Source organism: Bradyrhizobium sp. (assembly GCF_035309285.1).
GTDB lineage: Bacteria > Pseudomonadota > Alphaproteobacteria > Rhizobiales > Xanthobacteraceae > Bradyrhizobium.
The window spans coordinates 1-18384 of the sequence record NZ_DATGFH010000118.1 but is presented as its reverse complement, the minus strand read 5'-3'; the positions used below and the strand labels follow the sequence as shown (position 1 = coordinate 18384).

At 63.0% G+C, this 18384-nt stretch carries 23 protein-coding genes; 11 read left to right on the top strand and 12 right to left on the bottom strand.

Annotated features, from left to right (window positions below):
- The 4 genes from ilvD to VKR55_RS22760 form a co-directional block, all read right to left on the bottom strand.
- Positions 1-1166, bottom strand: a 1166-nt coding sequence (gene ilvD / locus VKR55_RS22775) for a dihydroxy-acid dehydratase (RefSeq protein ID WP_324406842.1), incomplete at its 3' end; no start/stop codon positions are given.
- Positions 1167-1345: 179 nt separating this feature from the next.
- Positions 1346-1852: a DUF3455 domain-containing protein gene (locus VKR55_RS22770; protein WP_324406841.1), complete on the bottom strand. Its 507-nt coding sequence runs from the start codon at positions 1850-1852 to the stop codon at positions 1346-1348.
- A 163-nt stretch (positions 1853-2015) separates the two neighbouring features.
- Entirely contained in the window at positions 2016-3233 is a 1218-nt protein-coding gene (locus tag VKR55_RS22765; protein WP_324406839.1) for an NADP-dependent isocitrate dehydrogenase, read from the bottom strand.
- Positions 3234-3386: 153 nt separating this feature from the next.
- Entirely contained in the window at positions 3387-3557 is a 171-nt protein-coding gene (locus VKR55_RS22760; RefSeq protein WP_324406837.1) for a hypothetical protein, read from the bottom strand.
- Between VKR55_RS22760 and VKR55_RS22755 the strand changes: the two genes are divergently transcribed.
- From VKR55_RS22755 to VKR55_RS22740, 4 genes are all read left to right on the top strand, one after another.
- Positions 3556-4755 carry a TrmJ/YjtD family RNA methyltransferase gene (locus tag VKR55_RS22755; protein WP_324406836.1) on the top strand — a complete coding sequence of 400 codons (1200 nt, stop codon included), beginning with the start codon at positions 3556-3558 and terminating at the stop codon, positions 4753-4755. The two genes, VKR55_RS22760 and VKR55_RS22755, sit on opposite strands and share 2 nt — an antisense overlap.
- 16 nt (positions 4756-4771) lie before the next feature.
- Positions 4772-5149 carry a hypothetical protein gene (locus tag VKR55_RS22750; protein ID WP_324406834.1) on the top strand — a complete coding sequence of 126 codons (378 nt, stop codon included), beginning with the start codon at positions 4772-4774 and terminating at the stop codon, positions 5147-5149.
- Positions 5150-5304: 155 nt separating this feature from the next.
- Entirely contained in the window at positions 5305-5793 is a 489-nt protein-coding gene (gene cynS, locus VKR55_RS22745) for a cyanase (RefSeq protein ID WP_324406832.1), read from the top strand.
- 120 nt (positions 5794-5913) lie between these two features.
- Complete coding sequence (locus VKR55_RS22740; protein WP_324406830.1) at positions 5914-6279, top strand: hypothetical protein; 366 nt, start codon at positions 5914-5916, stop codon at positions 6277-6279.
- 16 nt (positions 6280-6295) lie between these two features.
- Here VKR55_RS22740 and VKR55_RS22735 read toward each other — a convergent pair whose 3' ends face one another.
- Positions 6296-6619: a DUF1476 domain-containing protein gene (locus VKR55_RS22735; protein WP_324406829.1), complete on the bottom strand. Its 324-nt coding sequence runs from the start codon at positions 6617-6619 to the stop codon at positions 6296-6298.
- Positions 6620-6923: 304 nt separating this feature from the next.
- Between VKR55_RS22735 and purC the strand changes: the two genes are divergently transcribed.
- From purC to purQ, 3 genes are read left to right on the top strand one after another with little or no spacing between them, the layout of a single operon-like run.
- Complete coding sequence (gene purC, locus VKR55_RS22730) at positions 6924-7691, top strand: phosphoribosylaminoimidazolesuccinocarboxamide synthase (protein WP_008974302.1); 768 nt, start codon at positions 6924-6926, stop codon at positions 7689-7691.
- Positions 7692-7705: 14 nt separating this feature from the next.
- Positions 7706-7945, top strand: coding sequence for a phosphoribosylformylglycinamidine synthase subunit PurS (purS, locus tag VKR55_RS22725; protein WP_324406813.1), 240 nt, complete (start codon positions 7706-7708; stop codon positions 7943-7945).
- A 1-nt stretch (position 7946) separates the two neighbouring features.
- A complete protein-coding gene (gene purQ, locus VKR55_RS22720) occupies positions 7947-8648 on the top strand; it encodes a phosphoribosylformylglycinamidine synthase subunit PurQ (RefSeq protein WP_324406811.1) in 702 nt (233 codons plus the stop codon).
- 3 nt (positions 8649-8651) lie between these two features.
- Here the strand turns inward: purQ and VKR55_RS22715 are convergent, their stop codons facing one another.
- The gene (locus VKR55_RS22715; RefSeq protein WP_414642417.1) at positions 8652-9614 is read right to left on the bottom strand and encodes a DMT family transporter; all 963 of its coding nucleotides are present in this window, start codon (positions 9612-9614) and stop codon (positions 8652-8654) included.
- 27 nt (positions 9615-9641) lie between these two features.
- Positions 9642-10118, bottom strand: a complete 477-nt coding sequence (locus VKR55_RS22710) for a PaaI family thioesterase (RefSeq protein WP_324406810.1) — start codon at positions 10116-10118, stop codon at positions 9642-9644.
- A 160-nt stretch (positions 10119-10278) separates the two neighbouring features.
- Here VKR55_RS22710 and purL point away from each other — a divergent pair, with 160 nt between their 5' ends.
- On the top strand, positions 10279-12489 hold the full coding sequence (purL, locus tag VKR55_RS22705) for a phosphoribosylformylglycinamidine synthase subunit PurL (protein WP_324406809.1): 2211 nt from the start codon (positions 10279-10281) through the stop codon (positions 12487-12489).
- Between the two features lie 27 nt (positions 12490-12516).
- On the opposite strand, the gene VKR55_RS22700 is transcribed toward purL, so the two are convergent.
- Positions 12517-13722: an acyltransferase gene (locus VKR55_RS22700; protein ID WP_324406808.1), complete on the bottom strand. Its 1206-nt coding sequence runs from the start codon at positions 13720-13722 to the stop codon at positions 12517-12519.
- A 200-nt stretch (positions 13723-13922) separates the two neighbouring features.
- On the opposite strand from VKR55_RS22700, the gene VKR55_RS22695 reads away from it, so the two are divergent.
- Positions 13923-14096, top strand: a complete 174-nt coding sequence (locus VKR55_RS22695; protein ID WP_324406807.1) for a DUF1328 domain-containing protein — start codon at positions 13923-13925, stop codon at positions 14094-14096.
- A gap of 53 nt (positions 14097-14149) precedes the next feature.
- Here VKR55_RS22695 and VKR55_RS22690 read toward each other — a convergent pair whose 3' ends face one another.
- Complete coding sequence (locus VKR55_RS22690) at positions 14150-14512, bottom strand: DUF427 domain-containing protein (RefSeq protein ID WP_324406805.1); 363 nt, start codon at positions 14510-14512, stop codon at positions 14150-14152.
- A 202-nt stretch (positions 14513-14714) separates the two neighbouring features.
- On the opposite strand from VKR55_RS22690, the gene VKR55_RS22685 reads away from it, so the two are divergent.
- The gene (locus tag VKR55_RS22685) at positions 14715-14951 is read left to right on the top strand and encodes a BolA family protein (RefSeq protein WP_324406803.1); all 237 of its coding nucleotides are present in this window, start codon (positions 14715-14717) and stop codon (positions 14949-14951) included.
- 66 nt (positions 14952-15017) lie between these two features.
- Entirely contained in the window at positions 15018-16202 is a 1185-nt protein-coding gene (locus VKR55_RS22680) for a low temperature requirement protein A (RefSeq protein ID WP_324406802.1), read from the top strand.
- A gap of 10 nt (positions 16203-16212) precedes the next feature.
- On the opposite strand, the gene VKR55_RS22675 is transcribed toward VKR55_RS22680, so the two are convergent.
- From VKR55_RS22675 to VKR55_RS22665, 3 genes are all read right to left on the bottom strand, one after another.
- Positions 16213-16944, bottom strand: coding sequence for an ABC transporter ATP-binding protein (locus VKR55_RS22675; RefSeq protein WP_324406801.1), 732 nt, complete (start codon positions 16942-16944; stop codon positions 16213-16215).
- Positions 16941-18182 (bottom strand): ABC transporter permease, encoded by a 1242-nt coding sequence (locus VKR55_RS22670; protein WP_324406800.1) that lies wholly within the window; start codon positions 18180-18182, stop codon positions 16941-16943. Before VKR55_RS22670 ends, VKR55_RS22675 begins: the two co-directional genes overlap by 4 nt.
- A 16-nt stretch (positions 18183-18198) precedes the next feature.
- Positions 18199-18384, bottom strand: a 186-nt coding sequence (locus VKR55_RS22665) for a hypothetical protein (protein ID WP_324406798.1), incomplete at its 5' end; no start/stop codon positions are given.

The following is an 18384-nucleotide window of genomic DNA, read 5'->3' as shown; positions in this document are numbered from 1 at the left end:
TCGGTCGTGCGCACGCCGCCAGGGGCTGCGCGATAGAAATGCGCGACCTTGCTGTCGGCGGAGCGCTTCACGTCCCAGCGCGCCAGCGCCTGGTCGAGCGACGTCGCATGGACGGAGGGGACTGAACGGTTGATCAGCCCGGCGCGGTCCAGTTCGCCCAGAATGCCGAAGATGCCGCCGGCGCGGTGGACGTCCTCGACATGGACGTCGGGCACTGAGGGCGCCACCTTGCACAGATTGGGCACGCGGCGCGACAGCCGGTCGATATCGGCCATGGTGAAATCGACCTCGCCCTCATGCGCCGCCGCCAGCAGGTGCAGCACCGTATTGGTCGAGCCGCCCATGGCGATGTCGAGCGTCATGGCGTTTTCGAAGGAGGTGCGGCTGGCGATGTTGCGCGGCAGCACCGAGGCATCGTCCTGTTCGTACCAGCGGCGCGCCAGGTCGACGATGGTCCAGCCGGCCTCGACAAAGAGCCGCTTGCGATCGGCATGGGTCGCCACCACCGTGCCGTTGCCCGGCAGTGCCAGGCCCAGAGCCTCGGTCAGGCAGTTCATCGAATTCGCCGTGAACATGCCGGAGCAGGAGCCGCAGGTCGGGCAGGCCGAGCGCTCGATGACCAGCGCCTCCTCGTCGGAGACGGTCGGGTCGGCCGCGGCGACCATGGCGGTGATCAAATCGACGGCGCGGCTCTTGCCGTTATGGACGACCTTGCCGGCCTCCATCGGGCCACCGGAGACGAAGATCACGGGGATGTTGAGCCGCATCGCGGCCATCAGCATGCCGGGCGTGATCTTGTCGCAATTGGAGATGCAGACCAGTGCGTCGGCGCAGTGCGCGTTGACCATGTACTCGATGCTGTCGGCGATCAGCTCGCGCGACGGCAGGCTGTAGAGCATGCCGTCATGGCCCATGGCGATGCCGTCATCGACGGCGATGGTGTTGAACTCTTTGGCGACGCCGCCGGCCTTCTCGATCTCGCCGGCCACGAGCTGGCCGAGATCCTTCAGATGCACATGCCCGGGCACGAACTGCGTGAAGGAGTTGACGACGGCGATGATCGGCTTGCCGAAATCCTCATTCTTCATGCCGGTCGCACGCCACAGGCCCCGCGCGCCCGCCATGTTGCGGCCATGGGTGGTGGTGCGGGAACGATAGGTCGGCATGGGTGAATCCTCTGGTCTTGTCGCGGGGTCTCAAGGCCCGGCCGTAAATCGATGTTCAGACAAGGCTTTACAGGCAAGCGAGAGGAGAGGCGACCCTCAATTTCGGTTGGTAGCTATTTCTGGTCCAGATAGGGCGCGACAACCTCGTCGCGTCTTGGATGCGGACGCCTGCGGCGTCTTCACGACTTGCGCAGGAACACATAGTCCGCGGAATAGGGCATGCCTTCACCCGCTTTCTCGCGGTCGCATGAGCCCTTCAGCACGCCGCCGACAGTGTTGATCCGCTGCACCGTGGTGACGTGGGAAAGCAGGCCCGAGCCCTTGTGGGTGTCGACTGCGAGCTTCAGCCAGGGGACGTCGTTGGGGTTCTTGCCCGGCGCATTGCCGACGGCCTTGGCGGTGATGCTGCTGCCGTCGGTCAGCTCCCAGGTTGGGCCCTCGGTGTGATAGCCGGCGATCTTGCTGCCATTGGTCAGCGTCGCCTGCGGCGAGTTGAAGGTCCAGGCCAACTTGCCGTCAGACCCCGCCTTGCAGTCGTAGAACTGCATGCCGACGCCATGCACCTTGAGCACGACCGTCTCGCCCGGTGCCGCAATCGCGGCGGGCAGCGGCTTGTCGGCCGCGTTGGCGCCGCCGGCGAGCAGCGGCAGGAGCAGGAAAGGTGTCGCTTTCGCTATCGGCCGCATGGGGTGCCCTCAGTTGATGTTGGTCGTCATTGCGAGCCAACGGGTCCGCGCGAACGCGCGGCCCGATGACTGGCTCCGCGAAGCAATCCAGAAATCCTTCCGCGGAGACGGTCTGGATTGCTTCGTCGCGTCGCTCCTCGCAATGACGATTGTGGTTGCTGCGCTACGCCGTCGCCATCGCCTTCACGAGGTTATCGGCAACCTTGTCGAGGAAGCCGGTGGTAGAGAGCCAGCGCTGGTCGGCGCCGACGAGCAGCGCGAGGTCCTTGGTCATGTAGCCTTCCTCGACCGTTGCGACGCAGACCTTCTCCAGCGTGGTCGCAAATCTCGCGAGTTGATCGTTGTTGTCGAGCTTGGCGCGGTGGCCAAGGCCGCGCGTCCAGGCGAAGATCGATGCGATGGAGTTGGTCGAGGTCTCCTTGCCCTTCTGGTGCTCGCGATAGTGGCGGGTCACCGTGCCATGCGCGGCCTCGGCTTCCATGGTCTTGCCGTCCGGGGTCATCAGCACCGAGGTCATCAGCCCGAGCGAGCCGTAACCCTGCGCCACCGTGTCGGACTGCACGTCGCCGTCGTAATTCTTGCAGGCCCAGACATAGCCGCCGGACCACTTCAGCGCCGCGGCAACCATGTCGTCGATCAGGCGATGCTCATAGGTGAGCTTCCTGGCCTCGAACTCCTTCTTGAATTCGCGGTCGTAGATGTCCTGGAAGATGTCCTTGAAGCGGCCGTCGTAGACCTTCAGAATCGTGTTCTTGGTCGAGAGGTAGACCGGATAGTTCCTGGCGAGACCCATGTTGAGGGAGGCGCGGGCGAAGTCCGCAATCGAGTCGTCGAGATTGTACATCTCCATGGCGACGCCGGCGCCCGGGGCCTTGAACACTTCCTTCTCAATGACGGTGCCGTCTTCGCCCACGAATTTCAGCGACAGCGTGCCCTTGCCCGGAAACTTGATGTCGGTGGCGCGGTACTGGTCGCCGTAGGCGTGACGGCCGATGATGATCGGCTTGGTCCAGCCGGGAACGAGGCGCGGCACGTTCCTGCAGATGATCGGCTCGCGGAACACGACGCCGCCCAGGATGTTGCGGATGGTGCCGTTCGGCGACTTCCACATCTCCTTCAGGCCGAATTCCTTCACCCGCGCCTCGTCGGGGGTGATGGTGGCGCATTTGACGCCGACGCCGACCTTCTTGATGGCGTTGGCGGCGTCCACGGTGATCTGGTCGTTGGTCTTGTCGCGGTGTTCCATCCCGAGGTCGAAATATTGCAGGTCGATATCAAGGAAGGGGTGGATCAGCTTGTCCTTGATGTACTGCCAGATGATCCGGGTCATCTCGTCGCCATCGAGCTCGACGACGGGTTTGGTCACCTTGATTTTTGCCATGATCGGGAAGGCCTCTTGCGGAACGCTTCTTTTTGAAGAGCGGGTGGGCGGGGAAAGGCGCGTCATAGCACTGCGGAACGGCGGGCGGAAGCCAAGGCGGTATGCAGTTTCGGCCCATCTTTTGGCGGGAGCCGCAGGAAGTGGTGGGGCGGCTCAGGTCAGCTTCAGCAGCGATTCAAAAGCCGAATCTAAGCTCATATTTTGCTTGAGAAATTCGCCCCAGCCGGGCAATCGGAAGCTGACAACAGGCCGCATTGAATCGGTTTCTCGGAAACGCGATTCAAGGCCCTGATTTTGAATCGGAACGTAAAGACCACGCGCCATGTCGGGCACCGACAAGACCAAGACCGGCTTCGACCTCGACGGCCCTGCGATCATTCTGGTCGAGCCGCAGCTTGGCGAGAATATCGGTATGGCGGCGCGCGCCATGGGCAATTTCGCTCTGAGCCGATTGCGGATCGTCAACCCGCGTGACGGCTGGCCCAACATCGCCGCGAGCCGCGCGGCGGCCGGCGCCGATCACATCCTGGAGCGCGCCGAGCTGTTCGAGACGGTCGAGGCCGCGGTTGCCGATCTCGATTTGTTGTTTGCCACCACCGCCCGCGCCCATGACCAGGCCAAGCCTGTGGTCGCACCGGACGCCGCCGCGCGCGAAATATCCGGCCACGTCAGGGTTGGCGGCAAGGCCGGCATCCTGTTCGGCCGGGAGCGCTGGGGCCTCACCAACGACGAGGTCGCCCGCGCCAACCGCATCATCACCTTTCCGGTCAATCCGGGCTTCGCCTCGCTCAACCTGGCGCAGGCGGTGCTGCTGATCGGCTATGAATGGTTCAAGCTTTCGACCGAAGGCCAGCTACCCTTTGCGATGCCGGAGCGCTCGGAGCGCGCCTCCCAGCACCAGATGGAGGCCTTCTTCGAGAACCTCGTGCGCGAGCTCGACCGGGTTGAATTCTTAAGGCCAGCGGAAAAGCGCGACACCATGCTGGTGAACCTGCGCAACATCTTCTTCAGGATGGAGCCAACCAAGCAGGACATGCATACGCTGCACGGCGTGATCATGGCAATCGCGGAGGGGCGCAAGGGACCGGCCAAGGGCGGCGTGCTCGACAGCGGGCAGGCGACGCGGTTGCGTGCGCTGCTCGCCGAGCAAGGGCAGGGCGCGCCGGCGAACGAGCATAGCGGTACGGTGCGGGGGCTGGCGCGGCTGCTTCGCCGTAACCCGACCGATGCCGAACGCATGCTGTGGCAGGCGTTGACCCGCGACCGCCGCTTTGCCGGCCGGTTCAAGCGTCAGACGCCGGTCGGCCGGCGCATTCCCGATTTTGTCTCCTTCGTTCACCGGATCGCGATCGAGCTCGTCAATGCCAACGAGTCCGAGGCCATCGCCGCCGACCGCGCCTCGCGCCGGGCGTGGCTCGAGCAACGCGGCTATCGCGTCATCGAGATGAAGGTCGGCGATGTCGAGGCCGATCTGGAGGCGGAACTGGCACGGCTGGCAGGGATGCTCGCGGACGCGAAGTAGGAGATCGCTAGAGCGCATGAGCTACGATTTCATGATAATGAAGCCAAAGGCTGCGATGGGCGAGATCGTGACGATGGAAGATCTCGGCGAGCATGCGCTGCTGCGGCAGGATCCCTCGGCCGTGGTCGAGGCTTTGTCGTCGCTGTTTCCCGAACTCGCATGGCGTGAGGAGACCGATGGCGGCTGGTTCGGCTCGTTGCAGGGCGACGATACCTGGTATGAGTTCAGGATTGGTGCGGAGCCGGACTTTGCCTGGTCGGTGTGCGCATCGCATCACGCGGCAACGCGCAGCCTGATCCCGATCATCTGCGATACGCTCGGCCTTCTCGCCTTTGACGGCCAGGTCAATGCGCTGATCTGGCCAGGCCCCGCCGGAGAGGCCGGCCGAGGCTGATCGCAGCTCGGACCGCGTGTCCGGCGGCCTCACTGCGCGCCGCACAGAACAGCGTGGATTGCCGGCCGCGAACCGACTATCGTGACAGAGCCGGGATCGTTGTGACCATTTTTCGCGCGCGCCAGCGCTGTGCGCGCACCTTCAGGAGACGCCCGATGAAGCGATCCGACCTCACCGAAAAGCTGCTCGACATCAAGCGCGAGAAAGGCTGGAGCTGGAAATATATCTGCGAGAAGGTCGGCGGCTATTCCGACGTGCTGATCGTCGGCGCCATCCTCGGCCAGATGAAGCTCACGAAGCCGCAGGCCGCCAATGCCGGCGAATTGTTCGGCCTGTCAAAGGCCGAGATCGCCATGCTCAACGAGACGCCGATGCGCGGGCAGGGCGTGCCGATACCGCCGACCGATCCCCTGATCTATCGCTTCTACGAGCTCGTGATGGTCAACGGCCCGGCCTGGAAAGCGCTGATCGAGGAAGAGTTCGGCGACGGCATCATGTCGGCAATCGATTTCGACATGGTGCTGGAGCGCCAGCCGAACCCGAAGGGCGACCGCGTCAAGATCACGATGTCCGGCAAATTCCTGCCATACAAATATTATGGCGCCAGCGGCAATGTGCCGGAATATGGGTTCAAGGAGGGGTGAAGGCCGCGCTCAGTTAATGCGCCCTGAAGCGGCAGCAGGAATTTCACGGGCGATCGTTTGGTATTTTGCAATCCGGGATTGATAAGAGCGCGGTCGTCGCGTCAAATCCCGGAGTGTCCCATGTCGTCAGTTCGATTTGCCTTCATCCCAGTCATGACCTTGTTTTTGATGGCGCCGGCGATGGCGCAGACGGTCGGGCAAGCCGCCGGACAACGGCAAGAAACCTGGGTGCGTGTGCAAACGTCATTCAACTTCTTTGTCCCGGGGCCGGCCGGCGACAGCGAGGAAGCGCGGAAATCAGGCGAAAGTGCCCGGCGTTCGATTTATCAGATGGCCGCGCACGAATGCGACGTGCTTCGAGAAGTCCTTGCGAAAGACTGCCGCATCGAGTCGCTTTCGACCAACATCGGACGACAGTTCGGGCAGCAACAGCAGGAGGGCTACACGGTAAATGGTTCGATGAACTTTTCGATTACAGTGAAATAGCGCAGTTGCGCCGAACTCAAGTCCCCGCCTTCACCTGCGCGATGGCGATCACGAGCAATTCGGCCATGCGCTGGACAATATCCGCTTCGCCGACCGCAACGCCGCGAGCGGAAAGGTCGCCCATCAGCTTGCGCAGCACAGCCTTGTCGCCGCCCTCCTCGAATTCGGCGGCGACCACTTCTTTTGCGTAGGCGTCGGCGGCCGCGCCGCTTTTTCCGAGTTTTTCGGCAACCCACAGGCCCATCAGCCTGTTGCGGCGGGCGATCGCCTTGAAGGTCTCCTCCTCGTCGAGCGCAAATTTCTTCTCAAAGGCCTCTTCACGCTTGTCGAAGGTGGTCATGGCGATGGGTTCCGAATCGATGCCGGAGGGCCGTCCCGGCAGGCGCGTTGCAGGTGCTTGCCGCAACACCTAGATATTTGGAGAAAATGGCAAAAACAATGGCCGGAAGGCCTAAAGGCAAGACGGTAAAACCGGACCAGATCGATTGTGCTGGATAGCGCAATCAGATAGCTTGCATGCAGGTCCGGTTCTTGTTCTGTTTCCCTCGGTTCCAGACCTTCACGGCAGCTCCGTCGTGGGTCCAGTCCCTTGTCATCCGGAGCACACCAAATTGATGGATTTCAACAACACACGGTACATCCCAATGAGCCGTCGACGCCGCATCTATGAAGGCAAGGCCAAGGTCCTCTATGAAGGACCGGAGCCGGGAACGCTGATCCAGCACTTCAAGGACGACGCGACAGCGTTCAATGCCAAGAAACACCAGGTTATCGAGGGCAAGGGCGTCCTCAACAACCGGATTTCGGAGTACCTGTTTCAGCACCTCAACGACATCGGGGTTCCGACGCACTTCATCCGCCGTCTCAACATGCGCGAGCAATTGATTCGCGAGGTCGAGATCGTGCCTTTGGAAGTCGTGGTGCGGAACGTCGCGGCGGGCTCGCTGTCGCAGCGGCTCGGCATCGAGGAGGGCACGCAGCTCCCGCGCTCGATCATCGAGTTCTATTACAAGAACGACCAGCTCAATGACCCCATGGTGTCGGAAGAGCACATCACGGCCTTCGGCTGGGCGACGCCGCAGGAGATCGACGACATCATGGCGCTCGCCATCCGCGTCAACGATTTCCTCACCGGGCTGTTTCTGGGCATCGGCATCCGTCTCGTCGATTTCAAGATGGAATGTGGGCGGCTGTTCGAGAACGAGATGATGCGGATCATCGTCGCCGACGAGATCTCGCCGGATTCGTGCCGGCTGTGGGATATCAAGTCGAACGAGAAGCTCGACAAGGACCGCTTCCGCCGGGATCTCGGCGGCCTGCTCGAGGCCTACACGGAAGTGGCAAAACGCCTCGGCATCCTCATGGAAAACGAGCGGCCCGCGGGTTCGGGGCCGGTGCTGGTCAAGAGTTGAAGGATTCAAGAAAAGTGAAAGCGCGCGTCACCGTCACGCTGAAAAGCGGTATTCTGGATCCGCAAGGCAAGGCCATCGAAGGGGCGCTGAAGTCGCTCGGCGTCGAGGGCGTCGCCAGCGTGCGCCAGGGCAAGGTGTTCGACATCGAGCTTGCTGGCTCCGACAAGGCCAAGGCGGAAGCGGCACTGAAAGCCGCCGCCGACAAGCTGCTCGCAAACACTGTAATCGAAAACTACCGGGTCGAGCTGCTCTAAGATGAAATCCGCCGTCCTCGTCTTCCCCGGAATCAATCGCGAGCGCGACATGGCGCGCGCGCTCAAGCTTGCCTCGGGCCGCGATGCGGCAATGGTCTGGCATGCCGAGACCTCGCTGCCCAGGGGCACTGATCTCGTGGTGCTGCCCGGCGGCTTTTCCTATGGTGATTACCTGCGCTGTGGCGCGATCGCAGCGCGCGCGCCGATCATGGATGCGGTGCGCACCTTTGCCCGCGACGGCGGGCTCGTGCTTGGCGTCTGCAACGGCTTTCAGATCCTTTGCGAATCCGGGCTTCTTCCCGGCGTTCTGATGCGGAACGCACGGCTGAAGTTCATCTGCACCGACGTGCATATGCGGATCGAACGCTCGGATACGCCGTTCACGCGCGGCTACAATGCAGGGCAAGTGATCCGCGTGCCGGTCGCGCACGGCGAGGGCAACTACGAGGCCGATGAAGAGACGCTGAAGCGGCTCGAAGGCGAGGGCCGTGTGCTCTATCGCTATTGCTCGCCGGAGGGCGTCGTCGATGACGCTTCCAACGTCAACGGCGCCGCGCATTCGGTCGCGGGCATCGTCAACGAGCGCGGCAATGTCTTGGGTATGATGCCGCATCCGGAAAACCATGTCGAAGAGATCATGGGCTGCACCGACGGCCGCGGCCTGTTCGCCGGCCTTGCCGCGCATCTGGACAAGGCGGCGTAGGCGCTATCGCACCCGCCGCAGCCACCGCTTGATCCGCTCGCTCGGAATGGTCATGGCGGCGACGCCGATCATGACCAGCACCAGGCCCGCGGCGAGATTGGGCGGCACGGATTCTCCGAGCAACCACACGGACAGGCCGACGCCGATCGGAATGCGCAAGTAGGACTGCGCGTTGGTGGTGAGCGTGCCAAGCCGCGCCAGGCACATGTAGAACAGCATCAACCCGAGCGCGCTGGAGAAAATCCCCATCGCCGCCGCGGCGACGACCGATTGCATGGTCGGATGCAGTGTCCAGGGATGCTCGACGATCAGGGACACCGGCAGCAGCAACAGCCCGCCGAACAGGAGCGAGCCCGCCGCGACAACGGTCGGCTGGTAGCCCGACATGCGCAGGCCAAAGATCGTGCCGGACGCAAACGAAAGCGTGGCAAGAAGAATGGCGATCTCGGCCACGATCTCGTGACCCAGGCTTGTCAGCGCATCGAGGCCGATGATCACGGCGGTGCCGACAAGGCCCAGGATCGCGCCGGCCAGCTTGAGCAGCGTGGCAGGCTCGTGTCGCGTGATGCCCCAGGTGATCAGGAAGGCGAAGATCGGTGTGGTCGCGGCCAGCACCACGGTGTTGGAGGCCGGCACATATTGCTGCGCCCAGGTGATGATCAAAAACGGGATGGTCGAGTTGATGATCTGCTGGAAGGCGAACAGCTTCCAGGCCTGCAATTCTCTCGGCAGCGAAATGCCGCGCAAGCGCAGCACGACGAGCAGGAACGCCGCTGCGATCAACGACCGCGTTGCGATGAAGGTGATCGGCGGGATCGACTGCAGGCCGATCTTGGTCAACGGATAGGTCGAGCTCCAGGCACAGGCGAGCAGCAGGAGGAGCGAATAGTCGCGAACGCCGCGATGCGAGGGAGCCACCGAAAGGGAAGCCGCTGCGCCATCATCCGCTGTCGTGCTCTCTGGCAATTTCGTTTCCTGGCGCGATTTGGGACCTTAAGGACTGACTGCCGAAATCCTGCGCGCGACGCGCTTGATGGAGCCGGAAAAGGAAAACACCGGCTTCTCCGCCGAGGTCAGCATGCCGCGCAGGAAGACGATCGAGTTGCCGGCCCGGGTGATTTCGCAGCGCCCTTCGATCAGTTCGCCCTCGCGGACGGCAGCGAGAAACTCGCAGGCAAAGGACAGCGTGACGCCGGGGCCCTCCAGGATGGGAGTCGCGGTCGCAAACAGGCAATAATCCGCAAACGACATGAAGCAGCCGCCATGCACGTTCCTGCCACCATTGAGGTGCTTCTTCTCGACCCGGAACGCGCAGAGGATGCTGCCGTTATCCTCCATCCGGTGCCAGAACGGCCCGTTATGGGTCTCGAACGGATCGCGGCTCCAGGTGCGCCATCCCGCAAATTCGCCCTCGGTACCGACGTGCAGGTCGGGGCGATTGAGGAATGCGGTTTTGGCAAGCTCGTTCACGGGAGGTGGCTCTTCAATGGCGGGGCAAAGCCCTTAAATCCGATCCGCAGGCGATGCGCAAACCCACCTCGTGCATGGGCTATGTGCAAAGCTCTGGACAGCGCAAAATTGGCCCCTAAAAGGCCTTTTCCGGCCCCTCCGATCTCCCTATGAACGGCAAATGCAGACCAACGAACCCAAGATCACCCCTGAACTCGTCGCGGCCCATGGGCTCAAGGTGGACGAGTATGAGCGGATCCTGAAGCTGATCGGGCGTGTGCCGACCTTCACCGAGCTCGGCATCTTTTCCGCGATGTGGAATGAGCACTGCTCGTACAAATCCTCGCGCATTCACCTGCGGGGGCTGCCGACCAAAGCGCCTTGGGTGATCCAGGGGCCCGGCGAGAATGCCGGCGTGATCGACATCGGCGACGGCCAGGCGGTGGTCTTCAAGATGGAGAGCCACAACCACCCGAGCTATATCGAGCCCTATCAGGGCGCGACCACCGGCGTCGGTGGCATCCTGCGCGACGTCTTCACCATGGGGGCTCGCCCCATCGCCTGCCTCAACGCGCTCTCCTTTGGTGCGCCGGAGCATCCAAAGACGCGGCATCTCGTCTCCGGCGTGGTCGCCGGCATCGGCGGCTACGGCAATTCCTTCGGCGTGCCGACGGTCGGCGGGCAGCTGCGCTTTCATACCCGCTATGACGGCAACATTCTCGTCAACGCGATGGCGGTCGGCCTCGCCGACGCCGACAAGATCTTTTACGCCGCCGCCTCCGGCGTGAACATGCCGATCGTCTATCTGGGCTCCAAGACCGGGCGCGACGGCATTCATGGCGCCTCGATGGCATCGGCCGAGTTCGACGACGCTTCAGAAGAGAAACGCCCGACCGTGCAGGTCGGCGATCCCTTCGCCGAAAAGCTCCTGCTGGAAGCGTGCCTGGAGATCATGGCGGCCGATTGCGTGATCGCGATCCAGGACATGGGCGCGGCGGGCTTGACTTGTTCGGCGGTCGAGATGGGCGCCAAGGGCGATCTCGGCGTCGATCTCGATCTCGACGCGGTGCCGACGCGCGAGACCGGCATGAGCGCCTACGAGATGATGCTCTCGGAAAGTCAGGAGCGCATGCTCATGGTGCTCAAGCCCGAGAAGGAAAAGCAGGCGGAAGCAATCTTCAGGAAATGGGGGCTCGATTTCGCGGTGGTCGGCTACACCACGCCGAGCAAGCGTTTTCGTATCACACATGGCGGGGACGTCATGGCCGATCTGCCGATCAAGGAACTGGGCGACGAGGCGCCGGTCTATGATCGGCCGCACGTGGCCTCGCCGGCGCTGCCGGTGATCCACGCGCGCGAGGTGAAGGCGCCGATGTCTGTTTCGGCGGCGCTGGAGAAGCTGATCGCAACCCCTGAGCTGTGCTCGAAGCGCTGGGTCTGGGAGCAATACGACCACGTCATTCTCGGCAACACCGTACAGCGCCCCGGCGGCGATGCCGCGGTCGTACGCGTGCAGGATGGACCAAAGGGACTCGCGCTCACCGTCGACGTCACGCCACGCTATTGCGAGGCCGACCCGCATCAAGGCGGCAAGCAGGCGGTGGCGGAGGCCTGGCGCAACATCACGGCGGTCGGCGGCAGGCCGCTTGCGATCACCGACAATCTCAATTTCGGCAATCCGGAGCGGCCCGAGATCATGGGCCAGTTCGTCGGCTGCCTGAAAGGCATCTCGGAAGCCTGCCGCGCGCTCGACTTCCCCGTCGTCTCCGGCAATGTCTCGCTCTACAACGAGACCAACGGCCGCGGCATCCTTCCGACGCCTTCGATCGGCGGCGTCGGCGTGCTCGACGATTTCACGAAGTCCGCGACGCTGGCCTTCAAGGCCGACGGCGAGGCGATCCTGTTGATCGGCGACACCCAGGGTTGGCTCGGCCAATCCGTCTATCTGCGCGACATCTGCGGCCGGGAAGAGGGCGCGCCGCCGCCGGTTGACCTCGCCGCCGAAAAGCGCAACGGCGATGTGGTGCGCGGCATGATCCACGCGGGCACCGCAACATCGGTGCATGACATTTCAGACGGTGGCCTCCTGATCGCGCTTACGGAAATGGCGATCGCGGGCGGCATGGGTGCACAGCTACTTGCCACACCGGCCTCAATCGTGCCGCATGCCTATTGGTTCGGCGAGGATCAGGCGCGCTACATCGTGACCGTGCCGGCCGAGGAGGCGGGTCGCGTGCTCGCAAAGATGAAGGGCGCGGGAGTGTCTTGCGCACGCATCGGCACGACCGGGGGCGATGCTATCGCGATCGCCGGCGAGGCGCCCGTACCGGTGGCCGCGCTGAAAGCGGGCTTCGAGCACTGGTTCCCGGCCTATATGAGCGGCGCCAACTGACGTCGCGCTTGCGGCTCACAGCACGGTTCACAGCACCTGGGTCGCGCCCGGAATCCTGCGCAGCGCCGCGACAGCGGCCCAGCTCACAGCCAGCGTCAGCACGAAGACGATCACCGCCTTGATGATCGCCGTGATTTGCTCGACAGGGCCAAAGCTCATGCCGAACATCAGGTATTGCAGCCACAACACCGGCACGTAATGCACGAGATAAATGCCGTAGGCGCTTTCGCGCAAGGGATCGAGGATGCTCGAGCCTTCGTTGTCGAAACGCAGGAACAGCGCGATGATGTTGAAAGTTTGCGACGCGCTGTAGCAGGCGAAGGCCGTCGCATAGGTTATTTGCCACCAGAGCGGTTGATGGTTCACGTCGGGCAACACCGAATGCTTGATGTAGATCAGCGCGACGATGCAGCCATAGCTTGCGATGGTGGCGCCAAGCCAGGCCGGCCAGCGCCGCGCCATCTCGCCGTCGGCGGCGAGCAGCCCGCGATCGAAGCTCGCCGCGCCAATGCCGCAGCCGGCGAAGAAAAACAGCAGGTAGAGCAGGATGCGGCTCGCCTGGATCGCGACCGGCCCAAGCGCGAACCAGCGTGATGCACCGAAATAAAACACCGACGGCACGTACACGACGATCGAGCCAATCAGCAGCGCCCAGAAGAACAGTGCCGGCCGCCCAAAGCTTTCGAGCGACAATTTGCCGATCGCCTCGACCCAGCCGGACAGTGCGTAGTAGACGACCGCAGCCAGCGCATCGAGCGCGAGCAACACCCAGACGAACCACGCCGGGCCGCTATTCCAGGGCCCGACCGTGACGGTCCTCCACCAGAACTCCGCAAATGTCGTGTTGGGGTTGTGCAGTTCAAGCTCGATCGCCCAATAGGCAAACGGCATCAGGAGCAGCGCGCAAACAATGAAGGGCAAGCCCAGGCGCCAGCAGCGATCGCGCAGGAACCAGCTAATGCCCTTGCGCTGCAGGCTCGGCCATACGAACAGGCCGGACAGGAAGAACATCGCGGCCATGAAGAAGCTGTCGTTGAACAGCACGATGAGATCGAAGCCGAGGAAGCTCTGCTTGTCCGTATGACCGTAATAGGTATAGGCGATCACCGAGTGGTGGACCAGCACCAGCATGGTGATGAAGGTGCGGGCGCGGTCGAGCGCGGCGTTGCGCGCCTTGGTCTTTGGTGCCGCTCGAACTCCTGCGGACGCCGCCGTCGGTGAAATGGTTGTCATGAGCGCCCCGCCAAAGTGTTTTGGCGCAATGTTGCCGCCGGGAAGGGGATAGAGCAAGGGCGGAATTTGCGCCGGTTAGGACCGGCTTGCTGAAGTTCAACCAAAGCGGGCGTGGGCCTGGAACAGGAACCCGTCCCTTTGCCGGACGTTAGCCTCGCGATATCGACGCGTCGGCGGCGCGCATATTGGAGTAATATCCCATGACCCTTCTCAGATGGGCGCTGCTCTTCTTCCTGATCTCGATCGTTGCCGGCATTCTCGGATTCACCGGCATATCGGCTGCAGCCGCCGACCTCGCCCGCATCCTGTTTTACATCTTTGTCGTGATCTTCCTGGTGCTGTTGATCCTGGGGCTCACGATCTTCAGGGTGTAGCGCACGAGCCGCCACTGTCCGCTTCGTCAAGCCCGGCCATGACGAGGAGTGAGCTATGCCGCCACTTCCTCGATCTTCACCTTGTCCGGATAGAAGGCGAGATGGCCGGAAATCTCGGCCATGGCCGGAAACGGCGTCTCGTAGGACCAGATCGCGTTGTCCAGCGTCTTGCCGTTGGCAACGATGGAGAAATAATTGGCGTCGCCCTTGTAGGGGCAATGCGTCACCCGGTCGGTGCGCTTCAACAGATCCATCTTGGCGTCGGTCCGCGGCACATATTGCACAGCGGGATAGCTCGCTTCCTTCAGCGTGAGCGCGTGGGTGGTCTCGGCGATGACGACGCCGTCGACGAGAACGCGAACCCGCTTCGGATTGGCGGTGATCGTAATGGGGTGATCGGGACCGGGAAGTTTCATGCGTTTCAGCCCTTTGCTCAGCCTGTCGTGATCGCTACTCGCGGCGATCCGGCGATTTTTAATGAACCTGCCGGGGAATATAGTGTCACAATAGGTGACCTTCCAAGCGTCCGGCGCTAGATTTGCATGTCACGGTCGGGTGAGGCCGGCCGCGATTCGAGCCGGGAGCTTTTGGGAAACTGGGAAGAGGAGACCGACTGGGATGCCGATGGACGCCCGCGATATCGAATCGATGATCAAGGCCGCGATCCCCGACGCTCGCGTAACGATCCGCGATCTCGCCGGCGATGGCGATCATTATGCGGCGACGGTGATCTCGGAATCCTTCCGCGGCAAGTCGCGCGTCCAGCAGCACCAGATCGTCTATCAGTCGCTGCGCGGCCAGATGGGCGGGGTGTTGCACGCGCTGGCCTTGCAAACCGGAGTGCCGGAGGGCTAGCGCATGATCCGGAAAGGTGTGCAGCGGTTTTCCGAAGAGATCATGCGCAAACCAAAAAGCTAGCTGATGGCGGAGGACAATCCGCGCGGCACGATGTTCCGCGTCATCATGCCGAACCAGCACAGCCGCGTCACCAACGCCGAGCTGTTCTTCGACCTCGTCTTCGTGTTTGCGGTCACGCAGCTCTCGCACATGCTGCTCGGTCGCTTCACGCCGCTTGGCGCTATCCAGGTCACGTTGCTCTTTCTCGCGGTCTGGTGGGCGTGGGTCTACACCACCTGGATCACCAACTGGCTCGATCCGGAGCTCACTCCGGTCCGCATCCTCCTGTTCCTGTTGATGCTGGGCGGGCTCGTGCTGTCGACCTCGATCCCAACCGCGTTCGAGGGCCGCGGCCTGTGGTTTGCCGGCGCTTATGCGCTGATACAGGTCGGCCGCACGTTGTTCTGGTTGATCGCAACGCCATCGCACCGCACGCTGGTGCGCCATAACGCGATCCGGATCCTGACCTGGCTGTGTTGCTCGGCGGTATTCTGGGTTCTCGGTGGCTTTGCCGAGGGGCCAACACGGCTTTGGTTCTGGATCGCGGCGCTCGGAATCGAATATGTCGCGCCGGCGGTACGGTTCTGGACGCCGGGATTGGAGTTTTCCTCGATCGAGGCCTGGGCCGTCGAGGGCAGCCATATGGCCGAGCGTTGCGCCGGCTTCATCATCATCGCGCTCGGCGAAGCCATCGTCGTCAATGGCGCGACCTTCGCCGACCTGACCTGGACGCCGGATATCGTCGCGGCCTTCCTCGCAGCGCTGGCCGGCAGCATTGCGATGTGGTGGATCTATTTCCACCGCGGCGCCGAGGCGGGCTCGGCGATGATCTCGAAATCGGAGGAGTCGGGCCGCGTGGCGCGTCTCGCCTACACGTATCTGCATATGCCGATCGTTGGTGGGATCATCCTCACCGCCGTGGCCGACGATCTGGTGCTGACGCATCCGAACGGCCCTTCCGACCTGAGGGTAGCTGTGAGCGCGATCGGCGGGCCGCTGTTGTTCCTGGTCGGCACGATCCTGTTCAAGCACACCATCCGCGGCTTCCTGCAGCTCTCCCATGGTGTCGGGATCATCGCATTCGCCGTGCTGGCGTTCTTCGCCTCCGGGCTTTCGTCCTTGCTGCTGTCGGCGCTGGCCACCGCCATTCTCGTCATTGTCGCCGTCTGGGAATCGCTCTCGCTGAGCTCGCCGGCGAGGGAAGCGTAGCGATTTGCCGTCAGCCTTCTGTCGGCGCCGCAACGGCCGGCTCCGGCGCAACGGCACGGTTCTCGAAAGTCTGCGCGACCTTGCCATCGACGATATGGAGGCGCCGGTCGGCGCGCGCCGCGAGCGCGGGATCGTGAGTAACGACCACTACGGTGCGTCCCTGGTCCGCGATCTCGCGCAGGATGCCGAATACCTGTTCGGTCGAGGTGGTATCGAGCGCGCCGGTCGGCTCATCCGCAACGATGATCTCGGGCCGGTTGGACAGCGCCCGCGCGATTGCTACGCGTTGCCGCTGGCCGCCGGACAGCTGGTTCGGCCGCTTGCCCGCGTGGTCCTTCAGTCCAAGCGAGGCCAGCAGCTCGAGCCCGCGCTCGCGCATCTCCTTCTCGCTCATCTTTCCGGCCGCGCGCATCGGCAGCAGCACGTTTTCCAGCGAGGTGAACTCCGCCAGCAGGAAGTGGAACTGGAAGACGAAGCCGCATTTGGTCAGCCGCACATTGGCTCGCTCGTTCTCCGAGAGTTTCGAGGTCGGCTGGCCGCAGATGATGACTTCGCCGTCGCTCGGCGCATCGAGCAGGCCGAGCAGATACAGTAGCGATGATTTGCCGGAGCCGGACGGACCGGTGATGGCGAGAAATTCGCCCCTGTTGACGGAAAGGTCGATGCCGTTGACGAGCGTATGCGAGACCGCGCCGTCGATCCGGCGTACAAGTCCCACCGCCTGCAGCGCAATCTCGCTCATGAGGCGCCTCGGATGATTTCCACGGGATGCACCCGTGTCGCCTTGCGCGCGGGAAAGAAAGCCGCTCCCGTGCAGCAGAGCAGGGAAATGCCGCCGGCGACGATGTAATGCAGCGGCGAATAGAGGATCGAGATCGGGACATTGGTCCCGGTCAGCGTGTTGTAGATCGTGATCTGCGACCAGCTATAGCAAAGCAGATATCCGATGATCCAGCCGAAGACGATGCCGACGATGCCGATGATGGCGGCCTCGATGATGAAGATGCGGCGCACCGAGGTCTCGCGCATGCCGAGCGACTTCATGATCGCGATGTCCTGCCGCTTCTCGTTGGTGATCGTGGAGATGATGTTGTAGGTCGCAAAGGACGACGTCAGCAGCATCGCGCCCATCACCGTCAGGACGATGAAATCACGCACCGCGAAGCTGGAGAGCAGGTCGGAATTGGCCTCCTCCCACGATACCGATTTGTAGCCAGTCTGGCCCTCGACTTCTTTTGCAATCGTCTCTGCGCTCAGGGGATCGTCCAGGCGGAGCCGCAGCTCGTTGATGATGCCGGGCTGTCCCATCATGATCTGCGCGGTCGAGATCAGCGCGTAGATCTGCCCCTCATCGACGCGCTTCAGGCCCGACCGGAAGATACCGACCACGGACGAACTCACCTCGGTGCCCTGGCCACCGATCAGACTCACGGTGTTGCCGGTCTTGATCGCAAGCTTCTCGGCCAAGGCCTGGCCGATGATGATGGCGTTCGGCGCTCGCTGCAGGTCGGTGATCCGTCCCTCGCGCATCTGCGAGGCGAGCTTGGAGACCTTGACTTCCTGACGCGGGTCGATGCCGATGAGCGTAATGCCGACGCGGCCGTCATGATCAATGATCGCCGTGGTCCTCACCGAGGGAGCGACGTCGCCCGGAAGCCATGAGCGCAGCGAGGCCATCACCGATTCCGGCGATTTGATGCCGGGTCGGTTGTTGACATTGGCAACGTTCGACATCTGCACGGCGCCATATTCCCGCTCGGCAGGCTGCTCCGGCGCGGTGCGGCGCTCGTCCTGGATCGTCACGTGCGGCATGGTGTCGACGAGCTGGTGCAGGAAGTCGATCTGCGAGCCCTGCATCAGGCCAGCCATCATGATGGTGAAGCCGACGCCCATCGCGACACCAGCCATGCCGACCAGCGTCTGCCGGACCCTTGTCGTGACGTGGGTCCAGGCGATGTTGAACAGGAGATTCGCGGCCATGTCCGGTCACGCCCGATCAGCGATTGGTAGTCAGTTTCGAGACATTGCGCCTGGCGTCGTTGACGACAGAATCGATGTGGGCTGAGATCGCCGTCGAAATCACGGCATCGTCCGGGTCGCTGCTCGCAGGGGCTGGAGATACGGGCATGGATGCCACCTGCGTGCGATCGGCCGGTGCCTGATCCGGCGCTGCGTCGGGCGA